Here is a 15,722-nt window from a genome sequence, read left to right on the forward strand (position 1 = left end):
GGGCGGCATTGGTTTCTCGTTGCGCCAAGTCTAGGCCCAGGCGGGAAGCGCCCACAAGTAACAGCGCGCGGCCTTGACGTTGCGTCTGCCTTGCCGTGCTATGCGTGCAACGAAATTGAACCGGGGAATCGGGCACATGGATCTGCAACTCAAAGGGAAAGTCGTTTTCATCGCCGGGGCGAGCAAGGGGATCGGCCTTGGCATGGCGCGCGGCTTTGCAAAGGAAGGCGCGAAAATTGCGCTGACGGGGCGCGGCGAAGCGGCACTCGATGCCGCCCGCGCGCTGCTCGTCGAGGAAGGCGCAAAACCCGCCGACCTTCTCGCCATTGCGGGCGATATGACGTCGTCGGACGTCATCGCCAAGGCGCTGGATACGACGCAGGAAAAACTCGGGCCCATTCATTGCGCCATCGCCAATGTGGGCCTCGGTCGCGCACCGCTTGGCTTTGATGTCAGCGATGCGGATTGGGAGGCCGACGTTCAGCAGAACCTTTACGGCGCGGTCTTTCTGGCGCGCGAGGCGCTGAGGCGCATTCTCGCGCGGCCCGCGTCAGAGCGCGAGGGCGCCAATCTCATTCTGATTTCATCGATCGCGGGCGTTGATGCGCTCGGCACTTCGCTCACCTATGCGGCAACCAAGGCCGGGATCAACCACACGACGAAATCGCTCGCCAAGCTGGTCGGCAAGGACGGCGTACGCGTCAATGCGATTGCGCCGGGCAATATTCTGTTCAAGGACGGAGACTGGGAAAAGCGCGTGAATGAGCGGCCTGATGCCTGGGGACGCTGGATCAATCGCGAAGTGGCGCTGCGGCGTTTCGGCAAGGTTGAAGAAATTGCCGACGCGGCACTGTTTCTTGCGAGCCCGCGCGCGAGCTTCGTCACCGGCGAAATCCTCGTCGTCGATGGCGGGCAGTTGCGGTAAGGCTGCGGCAGTCCCACGAACGCACAGCATCCAATGATGTCACCCCGGGCTTGTCCCGGGGCCCAGTGCCTTGAGGATTGAAGGAAGATGGGTCCCGGGAACAAGTCCCGGGACGACGCGGAGTTCGGATTTACGCCAATGCAATCTTGAAGTTGCGGCGCGTGAGGCGCGGGAAGGATGGAAACTCCATCAACGTCTCGCCGCCCGCCTGCCGCAGAAGATCGGCAGCTCGCAAGCGATCATCCGCTTCGAGATTGGCGATGTAATCCAGCGGGCGCTGAAGCATCCAGAGATCGAAGGGGAAAATCGCGCGGTTTTCCTTCGCATCGCCCAGCGAGAAAACATGCATGCCGATGGCGCGGGGAACTTCGGCTCCCGCTCTGCGGTCTTCCGGATTTTCATCGACCCATTTCTGCAGATGATGCGCGGTCGAAACGAGCACCGGCACCATCTCGCGCATCATGCGCGCAAGCACGGGGATCAGCGTTTCAGGCACTTCGTCGCGGGGAAGGAACTCGCCGCCCTTGGGATGCGGCGGCTTCATCATGCCCTCGACCCAGCGCGCGACATTCGGCGCAATCGATTTCATCAGCGCGCCCGATGCGGGATCGCGATATTGATGCGCATAGAGCGGGCCGATCAGGCCGAAATCGCCGATGGACGGGCGCGTGCCGAATAGAAACTCATAAACCGCGAAATGCTTGTCGAGTTCGCCAAGCAGGCCTTCATAGGATTGCTCGATCGCCGCTTCCGTTTTCGGCGTCACGCCGAGGAAGGGCAAGGCGCCCGCAAAGGGCTTTGAAATCTTGAGACCGGCCGCATGCTGCGTTTCAGCGTCCGCGCCGGGCGCCGACATTTTTCCGAATTCAGCGATGGCGAAATCGTAGTTCCGGTTCCAGCGATAATGCATTGCCGGAATTTTCAGCCATTCATCCGCATAGACTTCGAGGAGAAGCGCGGCGAGGCGCTGCTTGACGGTGGCGGGATAGATCGGCGCTTCGGGGAAGCGGGTTTCCAGCTCGTCGATGATCTCGGTCGAATCCTGAAGCGTCTCGTCTTCCGGCGTGATGACGACAGGGATCACGGGCCAGCCCACGCGCGGCAGGATCACGCTGCGATAGGCGTCCGGCGTGTTCAGGAATTCGGCGAAGGGAATGCGCTTGTAGCGAAGATAGGCGCGAACCTTGCCGGAGTAGTAGCTCGGTTCCGCTCCATAAAGCGTATAGCCCTGCGTCATCTCTTTGCATCCCCCGGCGTCGGCATCGCATAATGATTAATGTCGAACATTATGTGGCGTTGTAAAGGCGGCGGTCTGGCCTGTCCAGCCCGCGCGACTCACCGATGATGAGGGAATCGGTTTTAGCTCTGCGATGCAAGCCGCAGCGCATTTTGGCGCTCAATCGCTGACGTCCGGCCTGCCGCTTCGCATGCGCTTCACATCCGCGCGCTTTGTCTTGCCTTCCAGACGACGCTTCTTCGAGCCGAGCGTCGGGCGGGTCGGCACACGAAATTTCGGGCGCTCCGCCGCCTCTTCAATCAGCGCGACCAGACGGGCTACGGCATCTTTCCGGTTCGCCTCCTGCGTTCGGAAGCGGCTGGCAGTAATGACGATCACGCCATCTTTCGTGAGGCGCGTGCCCGCGATTTTTTCAAGACGCGTGCGCACACGCTCCGGCAGCGAGGCGGCGTTGCGTGCGTCGAAGCGCAGTTGCGCTGCCGTCGAAACCTTGTTGACGTTCTGGCCGCCGGGTCCGCCCGCGCGGATGAAGGTGACGGTGATATCGCTGTCAGAGATCGAAATGGTCGGCGTGACGACGATCATGACGCGCTCACCGCCCCGTCATCCGCGCCGCAGCTTCGCTCACCGTCAGAATGTCGATAAGGAGCGCCTGCTTGCATTCATCGATGCAAACGAGAGCGGCACGGGGACGATTATCCGCGACGTAAAAATATATGTTGTAGCGCATGTCATAAATGATGCTGACCGCATCGAGCTGAAAAACCCGATCGACTTTCGGTGCGGGGCCACCGGCCAGCGCAACCTCGAGAAGCTTCAATGCCCGAAGGCGCTTTGCATCCTTCGCTTCGGTGCCGAACAGCGCCTTGAAGCGGACGCCATAGCGCGGATCATATTGATCGGTTTTCCGCATCGGCGTCGCGCCGGGCGGCAAGGCGAGGATCGATACGGGCTCCTGCCCGCCATGTGCAAACCAGATCGTGCCCTCGATCGGCACAAGGGCTTGCGATTGCGGCGCGCAGACGAGAACCAGCCAGCGGTCGAAAGGCGCGGGCACGGTTTCGACCGTGCCGGACGGCGCATTCGCGCAGAGAAGATCGTCGGGGCTTGGGGCGCGCGCGGCACCGCTGCCTGCAAAAACGAGGCAGGCCACCAAAGCCGCCAGAACATAGCGCATGCGCATAGTCGTTCACCCATCCCAAACTGCCGCGAGTTTAGCAGATGCGCGCAGATGGTGCGGGCTGCGATGACGCCAACTCAAAAAAATGCCCGGGACGATGCCCGGGCATTTTCCGTCGGTCAGAGTGCTTTATCAGGCTGCGGCTTTTTCCGGTGCGAAGCGGGCATAGAAGGTGTCGCCCTTTTCGGCCATGTCGCGCAGCAGCTTGTTCGGCTTGAAGCGCTCGCCATATTTCTGCGCGAGGTTGTCGCAGGTTTCGACGAAGGCTTTCACGCCGACCATGTCGATCAGCGAGAGCGGGCCGCCGGTCCAGGGCGCAAAGCCCCAGCCGATGATCGCGCCGACATCCGCATCGCGCACGTCGGTCACCACGCCCTCTTCAAAGCAGCGGGCCGCTTCGAGCGCCTGAATGTAGAGGAAGCGCTTCTTCAGCTCGTCGACTTCGACGTCTTCGATGTCCTTATGCGTCTTGGCCAGTTCGGCAAGGCCCGTCCACAGCTTCTTCTTGCCGTCGGCGGGATAGTCGTAGAAGCCCTTGCCTGCCTTCTTGCCGACGCGGCCAAGCTCGACGACCATTTTCTCGATGAGCTTGTCGGCGGGACCGGAGACATATTTGTCGCCGAGGTCCTTCTTCGTCTGCTCGCGCACCTTGTAGGCAAGGTCGAGCGAGACTTCGTCATTGAGCGCGAGCGGCGCCATCGGCATGCCGGTCATGCGGCCGACATTTTCGATGATGGCAGGCTTGATGCCTTCGGCCAGCATGGCGAGGCCTTCGCCGACGTAAGTGCCGAAGCAGCGCGAGGTATAGAAGCCGCGGCTGTCGTTGACGACAATCGGCGTCTTCCTGATCTGCTTCACATAGTCCATCGCCTTGGCGAGCGTCTCCTGGCTCGTGCGCTTGCCGACGATGATCTCGACAAGCTGCATCTTGTCGACGGGCGAGAAGAAGTGGATGCCGATGAAGTCTTCCGGCTTCTTCGCCGCTTCGGCAAGGCCGGTGATCGGCAGCGTCGAAGTGTTGGAACCATAGATGCCGCCTGCGGCGATCATCGGCTCGGCCTTCTTCGTCACTTCCGCCTTGATCTCGCGGCTCTCGAACACGGCCTCGATGATGAGGTCCGCGCCCTTGAGGTCATCATAGTTCGTCGTCGGCTTGATGCGGGCGAGAAGCGCGTCGGCTTTCTCTTTCGTCGTCTTGCCGCGCTCGATGGACTTTGCGAGCAGCTTCTCGGAATAGGCCTTGCCCTTTTCGGCATTGGCCTGATCTGTGTCGAGAAGCACGACATCCATGCCGGCCTGCGCCGACACGTAAGCAATGCCCGCGCCCATCATGCCCGCGCCGAGAATGCCGAGCTTCTTCACCGTGAAGGCAGGCACATTGGCGGGACGGCGCGCGCCCTTGCCGAGTTCCTGCATGGATAGGAAGAGCGAGCGGATCATCGCCTTGGAGCGCGGGTCCATCAGCAGCTTCGTGAAGTAGCGCGTCTCGATGCGGAGGCCCGCTTCCATCGGCACCTGCAAGCCTTCATAGACGCAGGACATGATGTATTGCTGCGCCGGGAAGTTGCCATGCGTGGTCTTGTGGAGCGTCGCATTGCCCATGGTGAAGACCGAGCCGCCGTTCCTGTCATGCGGGCCGCCGCCGGGAATGCGATAGCCTTCGCGATCCCAGGGCTGAATGGCAATTGCGTAAACTTCCGGGCCCTTCTTGCCGAGCTTGACCTTCGGCTGGGCGAGACCTTCCTTGAGCCACGCCTTGGCAGCGTCGATAAGTTCTGCAGCGGGCACGACCTTGTGCACGATGCCTGCCTTCAGCGCCTTTTGCGGATCGAGCGCCGTGCCCTGAAGGATCAGCGGAAGTGCCGCCATTGCGCCGATGAGGCGCGGCAAACGTTGCGTGCCGCCACCACCGGGGAGAAGGCCGACCTTGGCTTCGGGCAGGCCGAGCTGGATTTTCGGATTATCGGCAACGACGCGGTAGTGGCAGGCGAGCGTCACTTCCAGACCGCCGCCAAGCGCGACGCCGTTGATCGCAGCCACAATCGGCTTGCCGCAGGTTTCGAGACGGCGCAGCAGCATGTTGAAAGCGAGATTGCCTTCATACATCGCCTTGACGCGATCTTCCTTGGAGCCTGCACCCGAGCCGCCCGCCTGACCGCCCATCATGGAAAGGTCCGCGCCAGCGCAGAAGGCCGCCTTGCCGGAGGTGAGGATCGCGCCCTTGATCTTGTCGTCGGACATGATCGTCTCGATGATCGAAGCGATATCGGCCATCGAGCTTTGCGAGAGCACGTTCATGGAGCGGCCCGGCATGTCCCAGACCGCAAGCGCGATGCCGTCAGCATCGACGTCGAATTTGAAGTTTTCGTAAGTGGTCATGTTCGCCTCACACGCGCTCGATGATGGTGGCCGTGCCCATGCCCGCGCCGACGCAAAGCGTGATGAGGGCCGTGTTCAGATTGCGGCGCTCGAGTTCGTCGAGCACCGTGCCGAGGATCATGCCGCCGGTTGCGCCGAGCGGATGGCCCATGGCAATCGCGCCGCCATTCACGTTCATCTTCTCGTGCGGAATATCGAGCGCCTGCATCATGCGCAGCACGACAGAGGCGAAGGCTTCGTTGAGTTCGTAAAGGTCGATGTCTTCAGGGCGCATGCCGGCCTTCTTCAGGACCTTGCGCGAAACATCCGCCGGGCCCGTCAGCATGATCGACGGCTCCGAGCCGATCGAACCCATGGCGCGAATGCGCGCACGCGGCTTCAGGCCGAGCGCCTTGCCCGTGTCGAGATTGCCGACGAGAACGCCCGACGCGCCATCGACGATGCCGGACGAGTTGCCCGCGTGATGAACGTGGATGATCTCTTCAACTTCGGGATAGCGTTCAAGCGCGACGCCATCGAAAGCGAATTCGCCCATGGCGGCGAAGGACGGCCCAAGCGAGCCGAGCGACTGCATGGTCGCATCGGGGCGCATATGTTCGTCATGGTCGAGGATCGTCAGGCCGTTAATGTCCCGCACGGGAATGACGGAATTCTTGAAGTAGCCGCTCTGCCAGGCATGGGCCGCGCGCTTCTGGCTTTCGACCGCATAGGCGTCAACGTCTGCGCGGGAGAAGCCATATTTCGTCGCAATGAGATCGGCGCCTATGCCTTGCGGGGTGAAGTAGGACTTGAAGGCGACATGCGGGTCGGACGACCATGCGCCGCCCGATGCACCCATGCCGACGCGCGACATGCTCTCGACGCCGCCGCCAATCGCCATGTCGGCCTCGCCGGACATGACTTTCGCCGCCGCCATGTTTGTCGCTTCGAGGCCGGAAGCGCAGAAGCGATTGATCTGCACACCGGCAACCGTCTGCGCATAATCCGCGTTCAGCACCGCGATGCGGGCGATGTCGCCGCCCTGCTCGCCCACCGGATCGACGCAACCGAAGATGACGTCATCGACACGGCTGGTGTCGAGGCCGTTGCGGTCGCGAAGCGCGCGCAACACTTGCGTGCCGAGTTCGAGCGCCGTCACTTCATGCAGCGCGCCGTCTTTCTTGCCCTTGCCGCGCGGTGTGCGCACGGTGTCGTAGACATAAGCGTCGGTCATTTTCGTCTCCCTGAGAGAGTCATCATTTGTGGCTTCCCCTCACCCCGCCCCTCTCCCCGGCGGGAGAGGGAGAAGAACCCGCCCTCGTCCCCTCTCCCTTTTGGGGAGAGGGTCAGGGTGAGGGGCCTTGATTAGAGCGTGCGCGCGATCAGCATTTTCATGATCTCGTTCGTGCCGCCATAGATCTTCTGGATGCGCGCATCCGTGTACATCTGCGCAATCGGGTATTCCATCATGTAGCCATAGCCGCCGAAGAACTGCAGGCAGGTGTCGACGATCTGGCACTGCTTCTCGGTCGTCCACCATTTGGCCATGGCGGCGGTCGTCGGATCGAGCTTGCCGTCGAGCAGCTTCATCGCGCAATCGTCAGTGAAGACGCGGGCGATTGCTGCTTCCGTCTTGCATTCGGCGAGCTTGAACTGCGTGTTCTGGAAATCAAGGATCGACTTGCCGAAGGCCTTGCGGTCCTTCACATAGGCCGCTGTTTCCTCAACCGCGCGTTCCATCGCAACGCAAGCCTGCACGGCGATGATGAGGCGCTCCTGCGGAAGCTGCTGCATGAGCTGGAAGAAGCCCTTGCCTTCTTCCGTGCCGAGCAGGTTCGAGGTCGGCACTTTCACATCGTCGAAGAAAAGCTCCGACGTGTCCTGCGCATGCATGCCGATCTTGTCGAGGTTGCGGCCACGGCGGAAACCTTCGACCTCTTCCGTTTCGACCATGACGAGCGACGTGCCCTTGGCGCCGCCTGCCGGATCGGTTTTCGCGACGACGCAGATCAGCGTCGACTGCTGGCCGTTGGTGATGAAGGTCTTCTGGCCGTTGATGACATATTGATTGCCGACCTTCTTCGCGGTCGTCTTGACGCCCTGAAGATCGGAGCCGGTGCCGGGTTCGGTCATGGCAATGGCGGCAACCATTTCGCCGCTCGCCATTTTCGGCAGCCACTTCTTCTTCTGCTCTTCGGTGCCGTAAGACTGGATGTAATGCGCAACGATGCCCGAATGGACCGAGTTGCCGAAGCCCGCAACGCCCGCGCGGGCCTGCTCCTGCGTGATGACCATTTCGTGAGCGAAGTTGCCGCCGCCGCCGCCATATTCCTCGGAGATCGAGGCGCAGAGAATGCCGGCCTGGCCTGCCTTGTTCCAGGCGTCGCGATCCACATGGCCCTGCTTGTTCCAGCGGTCCGAATGCGGCGCGAATTCCTTTTCATAGAATTTGCGGACTGCGTCCTGAAGAATTTCCAGCTCTTCGTTGAGCCATGGCGACTTGTAGCCCGCGATCAATTCCATCTCTTCTCCGTCTCCCTGATAGGCGCCCGCTTCGGGCTCTTTGTTGTAGGTCAGTGTTCGAGCGTCGCCGAAGCGCTCAGAATTCGTCGGCGGCGAAATCCATCAGCGGCGCAGCGCCCACGCGAATGCGCGCGAGATGCGTCGCCGTTTCCGGCACGACACGCTCAAAATAATAGCGCGCCGTTTTCAGCTTCGTTTCGTAATAGGCATTGTCGCCCTTGCCCTCGGCGATCTTGGCGATCGATGCCTTGGCCATCAGCGCCCACATGTAGCCGACAGCGGTGACGCCGAAGAGGTGGAGATACTCCGCCGAACCCGCGCCCGCATTGTCGGGATTGGCAAGCGCATTCTCCATGAACCACATGGTCGCCGCTTCGAGATCCTTGCGGGCGGAGGCAAGCGCCGCCGCGTATGGTGCGAGCGCTTCATCCTTGTTTGCCGCAATGAAATCGTCGATCAGCTTGAAGAAGGCAAAGACGCCGCGGCCGCCATTTTGTGCGAGCTTGCGACCGACGAGATCGAGCGCCTGAATGCCGTTCGCGCCTTCATAGATCATGGAGATGCGCGCATCGCGGACAAACTGGCTGACGCCATTTTCCTCGATGTAGCCGTGACCGCCATAGACCTGCTGCGCTTCAACGGCATTGGCAAAGCCGCGATCGGTGAGATAGCCCTTCACCACCGGCGTCAGTAGCGCCATCATGTCCTCGCCGGTTTCGCGGATCGCCGCATCGTCAGACGCGTGGGCAAGATCGCCATGAAGCGCCGTCCAGACGAGCAGCGCACGAGCGCCTTCATTGAAGGACTTGGCGTTGAGCAACATGCGGCGCACATCAGGATGCACAAGGATCGGATCGGCCGGCTTGTCGGCCTCCTTCGCGCCCGTCAGCGAACGCCCCTGAAGGCGATCCTTCGCATAGGCCAGCGCGTTCTGGTAGGCGACTTCGGATTGCGAGAGGCCTTGCAGGCCAACGCCGAGGCGCGCTTCGTTCATCATCGTGAACATGGCGCGCATGCCTTTTTCGCGCTCGCCGACGAGCCAGCCCGTCGCCTCGTCATAGTTCAGGACGCAAGTGGCATTGCCGTGAATGCCCATCTTGTGTTCGAGCGCACCGCAAGAAACGCCGTTGCGCGCGCCGAGGCTGCCATCTTCCTTGACGAAGAATTTCGGCACGAGGAAAAGCGATATGCCCTTGATGCCCGCAGGTGCGCCTTCGACGCGCGCAAGCACGAGATGGAGGATATTGTCGGCAAGATCGTGCTCACCGGCGGAAATGAAGATCTTCGTGCCCGTGATCTTGTAGGAACCATCCGCCTGCGGAACAGCCTTGGTGCGCAGCAGGCCCAGATCCGTGCCGCATTGCGGCTCGGTCAGGTTCATCGTGCCGGTCCATTCGCCGGTGACGAGCTTGGGCAGATAGGTCTGCTTCAACTCATCCGAGCCGTGATGCAGCAGCGCCGAATAAGCGCCGTGGCTCAGGCCCGGATACATGCCAAAGGCCATGTTGGCCGACGACACCATTTCGTTGAAGAGGACGCCCAGCGCATTCGGGAGGCCTTGGCCCCCGAATGCCGGATCGGCGACGAGCGAGGGCCATCCGCCCTCGACAAGCGTCTTGTAGGCTTCCTTGAAACCCGGCGGCGTGGTGACGACGCCGTTTTCCAGCTTGCAGCCAACCGTATCGCCGATCTGGTTCAGCGGCTGGAGCACTTCTTCAGCGAGCCTGGCCGCCTCGTCGAGAATCTGATCGACGATATCGAGCGGCGCATCGCGGAAGCCGGGAAGGCTCGCATATTGCGACATGTTGAACGTATCGTTCAGCAGGAAGCGATATTCCCGCACGGGAGCTTTATAGCTGGGCATCGGATAGCCTCGAAGTCAGAGGGACAGGCCTCAAGCGGTTGCAGCGGCCGCCCGGCTTGCAAGCACCGGTTTCGTCGCCGGCTTGGCGCGCTTTTTTGGCTCAGGCAGCGGCTTCGTCATCTCGCTTTCGGCGACCTGGCCCTCAACCTGACTTTCGAGACGCTGGCAGCTTTCCCGCAGGGTCGCAATCTGAAGCTCGATTTCTTCGCGCTGCTTGTCGAGGCTGGCGATGCGGCGGCGGAACTTGTCGATCGCCACCCGGTTCTGCGTCTCGCAGCCGTCATGCAGATCGTAGAGGCTGAGGATTTCCTTGATCTCCGACAGAGCGAGGCCGACGTTTTTGCCGCGCACGATGAGGATCAGGCGCGCGCGGTCGCGCGGATGATAGATGCGGGTCTGGCCCTGACGTTCCGGCGACAGCAGACCCTTGTCCTCATAGAAGCGAATCGCGCGGGTCGTCAGTTCAAATTCCTCGGCGAGCTGCGTGATTGAAAATGTGACGGGCTTGCTGTTGGCATGCGTCGCGTTTGCGAGAGCGGCATTTTCGGTACGCGTTTCCATCTGCTGATCCATGGCCAGTTCCTATTCCCTGTTTCTAGACTTCGGTCTATTTTCTGACTGCGGGCGCTTGTCTACCCGTGGCCCAAGCGTGCGGCCACTAAAATCTTTGGCGGTTTTCCGCCGTTTTCTTATGACAGGCGGGCAGGCTAGTTGACGTTGACGTAAGCGTCAAGGGCTGCACGCTGGGGAAGTGGCGACAGGATCAGTCTTCAGCGCAATTGATCGATATGGGCGTTTCAGTCAGCCTTTTCTCCCGCCAATGCAGGAAAAGCTCGGTCATCCGCCGCATGCCCGTCGCGTTGAGATGGGCAAAATCGGCAAAGCAGGCATCGTCGAATTTCGCCCACTTCGCCGCATCGAAAAGGGGCGCGCCACACCTCTTCAAAACCGCGGCGAGGCGGGTACGCCTGTCCGCATAGGCGGCACGAACATCCTCCCGGTGTTCCCCGATCCATTGCGTCAATGGCGGCATGACGACCGAAAAGGGGATGTTTTTCTCACGAAAAGCGACGCACATGCTCTCAATCTCCCGCATGCAATCCTTGCATTCGACGGAGAAAGGCTGAGGCGGGTTCCAGCGCGACGGATCGCTCTGATCTGGCCGGATGAGGAGGGGTGCCGCGCCCGTTTCGGAGAATTTCAGGCTCGTATAGCGATGCTGGTTTTCGAAACTTCGGGCCCAGCGGGAGCGCATGCGCAATGACTCGTAGAAATCCCGGTGCTCGATATCTGCGAGCCACGCATTGCCCTTCAGATATTCATGGAGCGCTGCGTCCGGTATGGCGAAACGTTCGGCAGGCTCGTCCTTCATCTCGAAGAATTGCGCAACGAGAATGATCTCGCTCGCGCCATAAAGGCGATCGAACTGATCGGCGATCCGCCCTGCCTCCGCCGTGCCCAATCCCCAGACGCCGAGATTTAGAAATGGTCGATCGAGGCTGCTTGCAAGCACGTCCGTATCGACATTGTTCAGCGCCATGCTCGAACCGACCACCAGCCCTATCGGCCCCGACTTCGGAGGATGCTCGCGAAGATAAAGCAGCTTCTGATCGAAGGAGGCATTGCCGGTGAATTGCGGCGCAATCGGACGCACGACGACCCATGCGCAGATCGACAGGACCATCGCAGTGCCGAAGAACCAGAGGAGATAGCGGACTGCCCGCCTCGGGCTCACATCAAAATTGGTAGTAGATGAATTCACTGACCTGCCTGAGCTTCAAGAGACATACGAAAAAGAGGAGGCCGAAGAGCACGCCAGCCTGAGGCGTGGCCGTCCATGCGAGCGCGCGTCTGGAAAGGCTGAAAAAAGCTCCGCCGGATGTTTGCGGGGACGCTTCGCGCGAAAACCCGACAATCTCCTGCGAGTTGGGCAGCAGGAATACGATGAGCAGACCAACGACGATTTTCCACAAGATGTCTCGGTCAAGGCCGGTCGCCGTGAAGCTGCCATTCAGGCTCACGCCATGCATGCCGCAAAGCCCGGCCAGGATCGACATGGCCGTCGCAAAGTCGGGCGCACGAAAGAAGACCCATGCGATGGCGACCGCCAGAAAAGTCAGCGCGCCGTATGCGCATCTTTTCCAGACCGAAGGTGTTTCGTCGGGGAAAACAGCCCGCCATGCATGATTGACGATCAGGTAGCCCCCGTGCAGGGCACCCCAAATGACGAACGTCCAGCCGGCGCCATGCCACAGGCCTCCGAGCAGCATGGTCAAATAGAGGTTTATGTATCGCCGCGTCGGCCCCTTTCGGTTGCCGCCGAGCGGGATGTAAAGGTAGTCGCGCAGAAAGGTCGACAGCGTCATGTGCCAGCGGCGCCAGAAATCGATGATGCTCACGGCCTTGTAGGGCGAGTTGAAATTTAACGGCAGGCGAACGCCGAAAATGAGCGACAAGCCGATCGCCATGTCGCAATAGCCGGAGAAATCGAAATATAGCTGCAGCGTATAGGCCAGCGTACCGGCCCAGGCGTCGTAGAGAAGCGGCGCTTGTGCGCCCGAAAACACCGGATGCACGCCGTCGATCAAGGCATCGGCAAGCAACACCTTCTTGGCGAGACCTATCGCGAAGATCGTCAGTCCAACGGCAATATTCGGCGCCGAAGGCCGGAATGTCGAAGCGGCCTGAAACTGCGGCATGACCGATTTGTGATGAATGATCGGCCCGGCCAGAAGGTGCGGAAAGTAAGTGACAAAAAGCAGGTAGTTGAAGAAGCCGAATTGCTGCGCCTTGCCCTCGGCCGTATCCACCAGATAGGCGATCTGCGTGAACGTATAAAAGGAAATGCCGAGCGGAAGGATCAGATGGATCAGGGACCAATCCGCACCCGTCAGCGCGCTGACGCTGCCGATAAAGAAATCCGCATATTTGTAATAGCCGAGCAGCGCCAGATTGCCCGCAATACCCGCAACCAGCGCAAATTTTGCCGCGCGCGCCTTCGCGGCGATGCGGTAGGCGTCGATTGCAAGACCGGTGCAATAGTTGAAGAGGATCGAGACGACGATCAGCCAGACATAATCGAGCGACCACCAGGCATAAAATGCCAAAGAGGCGAGGCCGAGCCACAAACGCGCATAGTCATGGCTCCAGCGACCGAGCAGGAAAAAAACAAGCACGGTCGGCGGAAGGAAGCCAAACAGAAAGACGTAGGAATTAAAGAGCATCGCGACCCCGAAACCACCAAGTCATGCTGGTGGGCCGACTTCGAACATCGTTCGCTGGTTGCAAGACCTCTTCCCCCCGCTGCAAAGTGGCACAACGTCAAAGCGTTTGTATAGGGAGGCGGTCAACCGTGGGAGAGAGACCAATAATGCGTATGAGAACGCGCCTGATCGCGTCCGCTATGGCGCTCGCCCTTGCCGCCTGCACTTCGGCGGGCTCCAGCATGGCTCCGCCGCCGCCCGCCCGGGTCAATGTCGCCTCCCTGCCTGTCGAGGCGAGCGCGGTGGCGCAGAACGAGGACGAGCTGTCGCGGGCGATCCTTTCGGCGGTCAATATTTACCGCACACAGATCGGGGCGCCGGTGCTTGCGAACGATGCCACCTTGCAGCGCGCCGCCGCCGTTCACAGCGCCGACATGTCGATCCGGGGCTTCTTCGGGCATTACAATCCGGACGGTCAGGGGCCGAAGGAACGTGTGCTGGCGGTATCCTCGTCCTTCAATGGCGACCTCGCCGAGAACCTCGCCATGGTCCAGGGCATGAATGCGAAGACGCCCGACGCTATCGCGCAGGACATGCTCAAGGGCTGGGTCGCAAGCCCGTCGCACCGCAAGAACCTGAAAAATGCCGCCTATACCCGGAGCGGCATCGGCATCGCGCGCAGGGGCGACATGATCTATGCGACCGAGTTGTTTGCCGGTCCATAAGGCCGAAAATCCGCCTTGTGCGGACATACACACCGAATTTCAACACTCATTAACGCCGTATTTACCCTCTTGGGCGTTTCATACTGAAGCAATTTCCGGGCGGATATTCCGTCCCGGGATGCCATTCCGGCCATTGGCCGGCAAAGACGGGCTTTAGACCAAGACATAGCGGGCGTTGCACTTCTTAATACTAGATGATGTGGCCTATACTTATCCAAACGGTTAATGGGCAGTGATTCGTATGAGATCTGGTGTACCTTGGAGCGTTAAGGGCATCGAGCCCGAAGCCCGCGAGGCTGCCAAGCAGGCAGCGCGCCGCGCAGGCGTTACGCTTGGCGCATGGCTCAATCAGGTCATCATGGATGGCGGCACCGATGAAGTCGGCATGCCGAGTGAAGCCATCTCACTGAGACCGACACAGCAAACCCATACACAATCGGTTTTTCCGCAAAGCCCCGCGCAATCGCAGCAGCCCGACCTCGCGCCTGTCGCCGAAGCGGTGCGCGAAATCGTCAGCCGCGTCGAACAGAGCGAAAGACGCAATCAGGACCTCGCGCGACGGCTTGAACAGTCGGTCGGCCAACTGGCAGAGCGGCTCGAACATTCCGAGCGTTTGGCCGAACGCCACGTGGACAGCCCCATGCCGGACCCGCGCACACTCGATCCGCTCGAGCGGAAGATCCAGCAGCTTGCCGAGCGGCTTGAAGAAGCCGAGCGCGGCCGCGGATCGTTCGGGCGCAGGCCTGACGAGAAAGCGCAAATCCAGTCGCTCGAAAAGGCGGTCACCGCCGTTGTCGATCATCTGGATACGGCGGAGCGCCGGACAGATGAATCCCTGCTCGAAATTCGCCGCACGCTGGCCGACATCGCAAGCCGCGTCGATGAGCGCGAGCAGGCGGAAGAACGCGAAGAAGAGCAGGCCCGCGCCCGCGCGCTCGAAACGCATATGCAGACGCTCGCCTCGCGTCTGGAGAAGATGGAAACATCGGTCAGCAGCGTCGGCAGTCAGGCGGTCGAATCCGCGCTGAAGGCTATTGCCGACAAGACCGATGCCGAACAGCACAAGGCGACGATTGCGCAGCTCCAGCGCAGCCTCACCGAAATCACGCTTCGTCTGGAACGCGCCGAGCAGCGCACCGACGAAACGCTGAAGACTTTCGAGATGACCGTGACCGGCATCGCGCGGCGTCTTGAAGACCTCGACACGCCGCGCGAAGCGGACAATACGCATGTCGTCGAACACCGCCTTGAGGAAATGGCGGCGCGTCTGCACCAAACCGAAGAAATGACATTGCAGGCCGCGCAGACGATCGAGCGCGCCATTGCAGGCATGTCGGACAGCATGCATGTCGCCGAGAACCGCTCGCGCGAGACGATCGACGCATTGCACGCCATGTTCGAGCGCATGACCGACCGTCTCGGGCGGATCGAGCGCGAGACGAAGGCGACGCGCAGTTCACTCAATCAGGCTGCCGCCCCCGGCTTGCTGTCGCCGCAGCTTGCGGTCGGCGGAGCACTGGCGGGCGCGGGCTTTGCGCCGGCAGGCCAAGCCTTCCCGATCCCGAATTTCGACGCGCCGTCGCTCAATGCGGCGGGTGGCGGCTATGGCGCCGCCGAGTTCCGCGAGCCGGGCTATGGCGAGAGCTATCGCGACACGCGCGAGGTTTCGCCGCCTCCGCTCGCTCAGGTCTCGCCGGACCATACATT

13 protein-coding genes are annotated in these 15,722 nt (G+C 61.1%); 3 read left to right on the plus strand and 10 right to left on the minus strand.

What is annotated here, in order from left to right; translation table 11 throughout:
- The first annotated feature begins 136 nt into the window (after positions 1-136).
- Complete coding sequence (locus tag WA943_RS07095; RefSeq protein ID WP_424469162.1) at positions 137-925, plus strand: SDR family NAD(P)-dependent oxidoreductase; 789 nt, start codon at positions 137-139, stop codon at positions 923-925.
- Positions 926-1,055: 130 nt separating this feature from the next.
- On the opposite strand, the gene WA943_RS07100 is transcribed toward WA943_RS07095, so the two are convergent.
- The 10 genes from WA943_RS07100 to WA943_RS07145 form a co-directional block, all read right to left on the minus strand.
- On the minus strand, positions 1,056-2,162 hold the full coding sequence (locus WA943_RS07100; RefSeq protein WP_424469163.1) for a glutathione S-transferase family protein: 1,107 nt from the start codon (positions 2,160-2,162) through the stop codon (positions 1,056-1,058).
- Between the two features lie 159 nt (positions 2,163-2,321).
- On the minus strand, positions 2,322-2,747 hold the full coding sequence (gene arfB / locus WA943_RS07105) for an alternative ribosome rescue aminoacyl-tRNA hydrolase ArfB (RefSeq protein ID WP_424469164.1): 426 nt from the start codon (positions 2,745-2,747) through the stop codon (positions 2,322-2,324).
- Between the two features lie 7 nt (positions 2,748-2,754).
- Positions 2,755-3,345 (minus strand): hypothetical protein, encoded by a 591-nt coding sequence (locus WA943_RS07110; protein WP_424469165.1) that lies wholly within the window; start codon positions 3,343-3,345, stop codon positions 2,755-2,757.
- Positions 3,346-3,474: 129 nt separating this feature from the next.
- Entirely contained in the window at positions 3,475-5,721 is a 2,247-nt protein-coding gene (locus tag WA943_RS07115) for a 3-hydroxyacyl-CoA dehydrogenase NAD-binding domain-containing protein (protein WP_424469166.1), read from the minus strand.
- 7 nt (positions 5,722-5,728) lie between these two features.
- Positions 5,729-6,934, minus strand: a complete 1,206-nt coding sequence (locus tag WA943_RS07120) for an acetyl-CoA C-acetyltransferase (RefSeq protein ID WP_424469167.1) — start codon at positions 6,932-6,934, stop codon at positions 5,729-5,731.
- 131 nt (positions 6,935-7,065) lie between these two features.
- Positions 7,066-8,223, minus strand: coding sequence for an acyl-CoA dehydrogenase family protein (locus tag WA943_RS07125; protein ID WP_424469168.1), 1,158 nt, complete (start codon positions 8,221-8,223; stop codon positions 7,066-7,068).
- 76 nt (positions 8,224-8,299) lie between these two features.
- Positions 8,300-10,087 (minus strand): acyl-CoA dehydrogenase C-terminal domain-containing protein, encoded by a 1,788-nt coding sequence (locus WA943_RS07130; protein ID WP_424469169.1) that lies wholly within the window; start codon positions 10,085-10,087, stop codon positions 8,300-8,302.
- Between the two features lie 30 nt (positions 10,088-10,117).
- Positions 10,118-10,660, minus strand: coding sequence for a MerR family transcriptional regulator (locus WA943_RS07135; protein ID WP_424469170.1), 543 nt, complete (start codon positions 10,658-10,660; stop codon positions 10,118-10,120).
- A 190-nt stretch (positions 10,661-10,850) separates the two neighbouring features.
- Positions 10,851-11,849 (minus strand): hypothetical protein, encoded by a 999-nt coding sequence (locus tag WA943_RS07140; protein ID WP_424469171.1) that lies wholly within the window; start codon positions 11,847-11,849, stop codon positions 10,851-10,853.
- Complete coding sequence (locus tag WA943_RS07145) at positions 11,824-13,311, minus strand: MBOAT family O-acyltransferase (protein WP_424469172.1); 1,488 nt, start codon at positions 13,309-13,311, stop codon at positions 11,824-11,826. The genes WA943_RS07140 and WA943_RS07145 overlap by 26 nt, the downstream gene beginning before the upstream one ends.
- 146 nt (positions 13,312-13,457) lie before the next feature.
- Here WA943_RS07145 and WA943_RS07150 point away from each other — a divergent pair, with 146 nt between their 5' ends.
- Together WA943_RS07150 and WA943_RS07155 are read left to right on the plus strand one after the other, a co-directional pair.
- Positions 13,458-14,015 (plus strand): CAP domain-containing protein, encoded by a 558-nt coding sequence (locus WA943_RS07150; RefSeq protein WP_424469173.1) that lies wholly within the window; start codon positions 13,458-13,460, stop codon positions 14,013-14,015.
- A 241-nt stretch (positions 14,016-14,256) separates the two neighbouring features.
- A partial coding sequence (locus WA943_RS07155; RefSeq protein WP_424469174.1) for a hypothetical protein occupies positions 14,257-15,722 on the plus strand: 1,466 nt, incomplete at its 3' end.

This window comes from Parvibaculum sp., from assembly GCF_049651025.1.
GTDB lineage: Bacteria > Pseudomonadota > Alphaproteobacteria > Parvibaculales > Parvibaculaceae > Parvibaculum.

Excerpts from the sequence above, each read along its gene's own strand:
- WA943_RS07095 (WP_424469162.1), top strand. The coding sequence starts at position 137 with ATGGATCTGCAACTCAAAGGGAAAGTCGTTTTCATCGCCGGGGCGAGC.
- WA943_RS07100 (WP_424469163.1), bottom strand. The coding sequence starts at position 2,162 with ATGACGCAGGGCTATACGCTTTATGGAGCGGAACCGAGCTACTACTCC.
- arfB (WP_424469164.1), bottom strand. The coding sequence starts at position 2,747 with ATGATCGTCGTCACGCCGACCATTTCGATCTCTGACAGCGATATCACC.
- WA943_RS07110 (WP_424469165.1), bottom strand. The coding sequence starts at position 3,345 with ATGCGCATGCGCTATGTTCTGGCGGCTTTGGTGGCCTGCCTCGTTTTT.
- WA943_RS07115 (WP_424469166.1), bottom strand. The coding sequence starts at position 5,721 with ATGACCACTTACGAAAACTTCAAATTCGACGTCGATGCTGACGGCATC.
- WA943_RS07120 (WP_424469167.1), bottom strand. The coding sequence starts at position 6,934 with ATGACCGACGCTTATGTCTACGACACCGTGCGCACACCGCGCGGCAAG.
- WA943_RS07125 (WP_424469168.1), bottom strand. The coding sequence starts at position 8,223 with ATGGAATTGATCGCGGGCTACAAGTCGCCATGGCTCAACGAAGAGCTG.
- WA943_RS07130 (WP_424469169.1), bottom strand. The coding sequence starts at position 10,087 with ATGCCCAGCTATAAAGCTCCCGTGCGGGAATATCGCTTCCTGCTGAAC.
- WA943_RS07135 (WP_424469170.1), bottom strand. The coding sequence starts at position 10,660 with ATGGATCAGCAGATGGAAACGCGTACCGAAAATGCCGCTCTCGCAAAC.
- WA943_RS07145 (WP_424469172.1), bottom strand. The coding sequence starts at position 13,311 with ATGCTCTTTAATTCCTACGTCTTTCTGTTTGGCTTCCTTCCGCCGACC.
- WA943_RS07150 (WP_424469173.1), top strand. The coding sequence starts at position 13,458 with ATGCGTATGAGAACGCGCCTGATCGCGTCCGCTATGGCGCTCGCCCTT.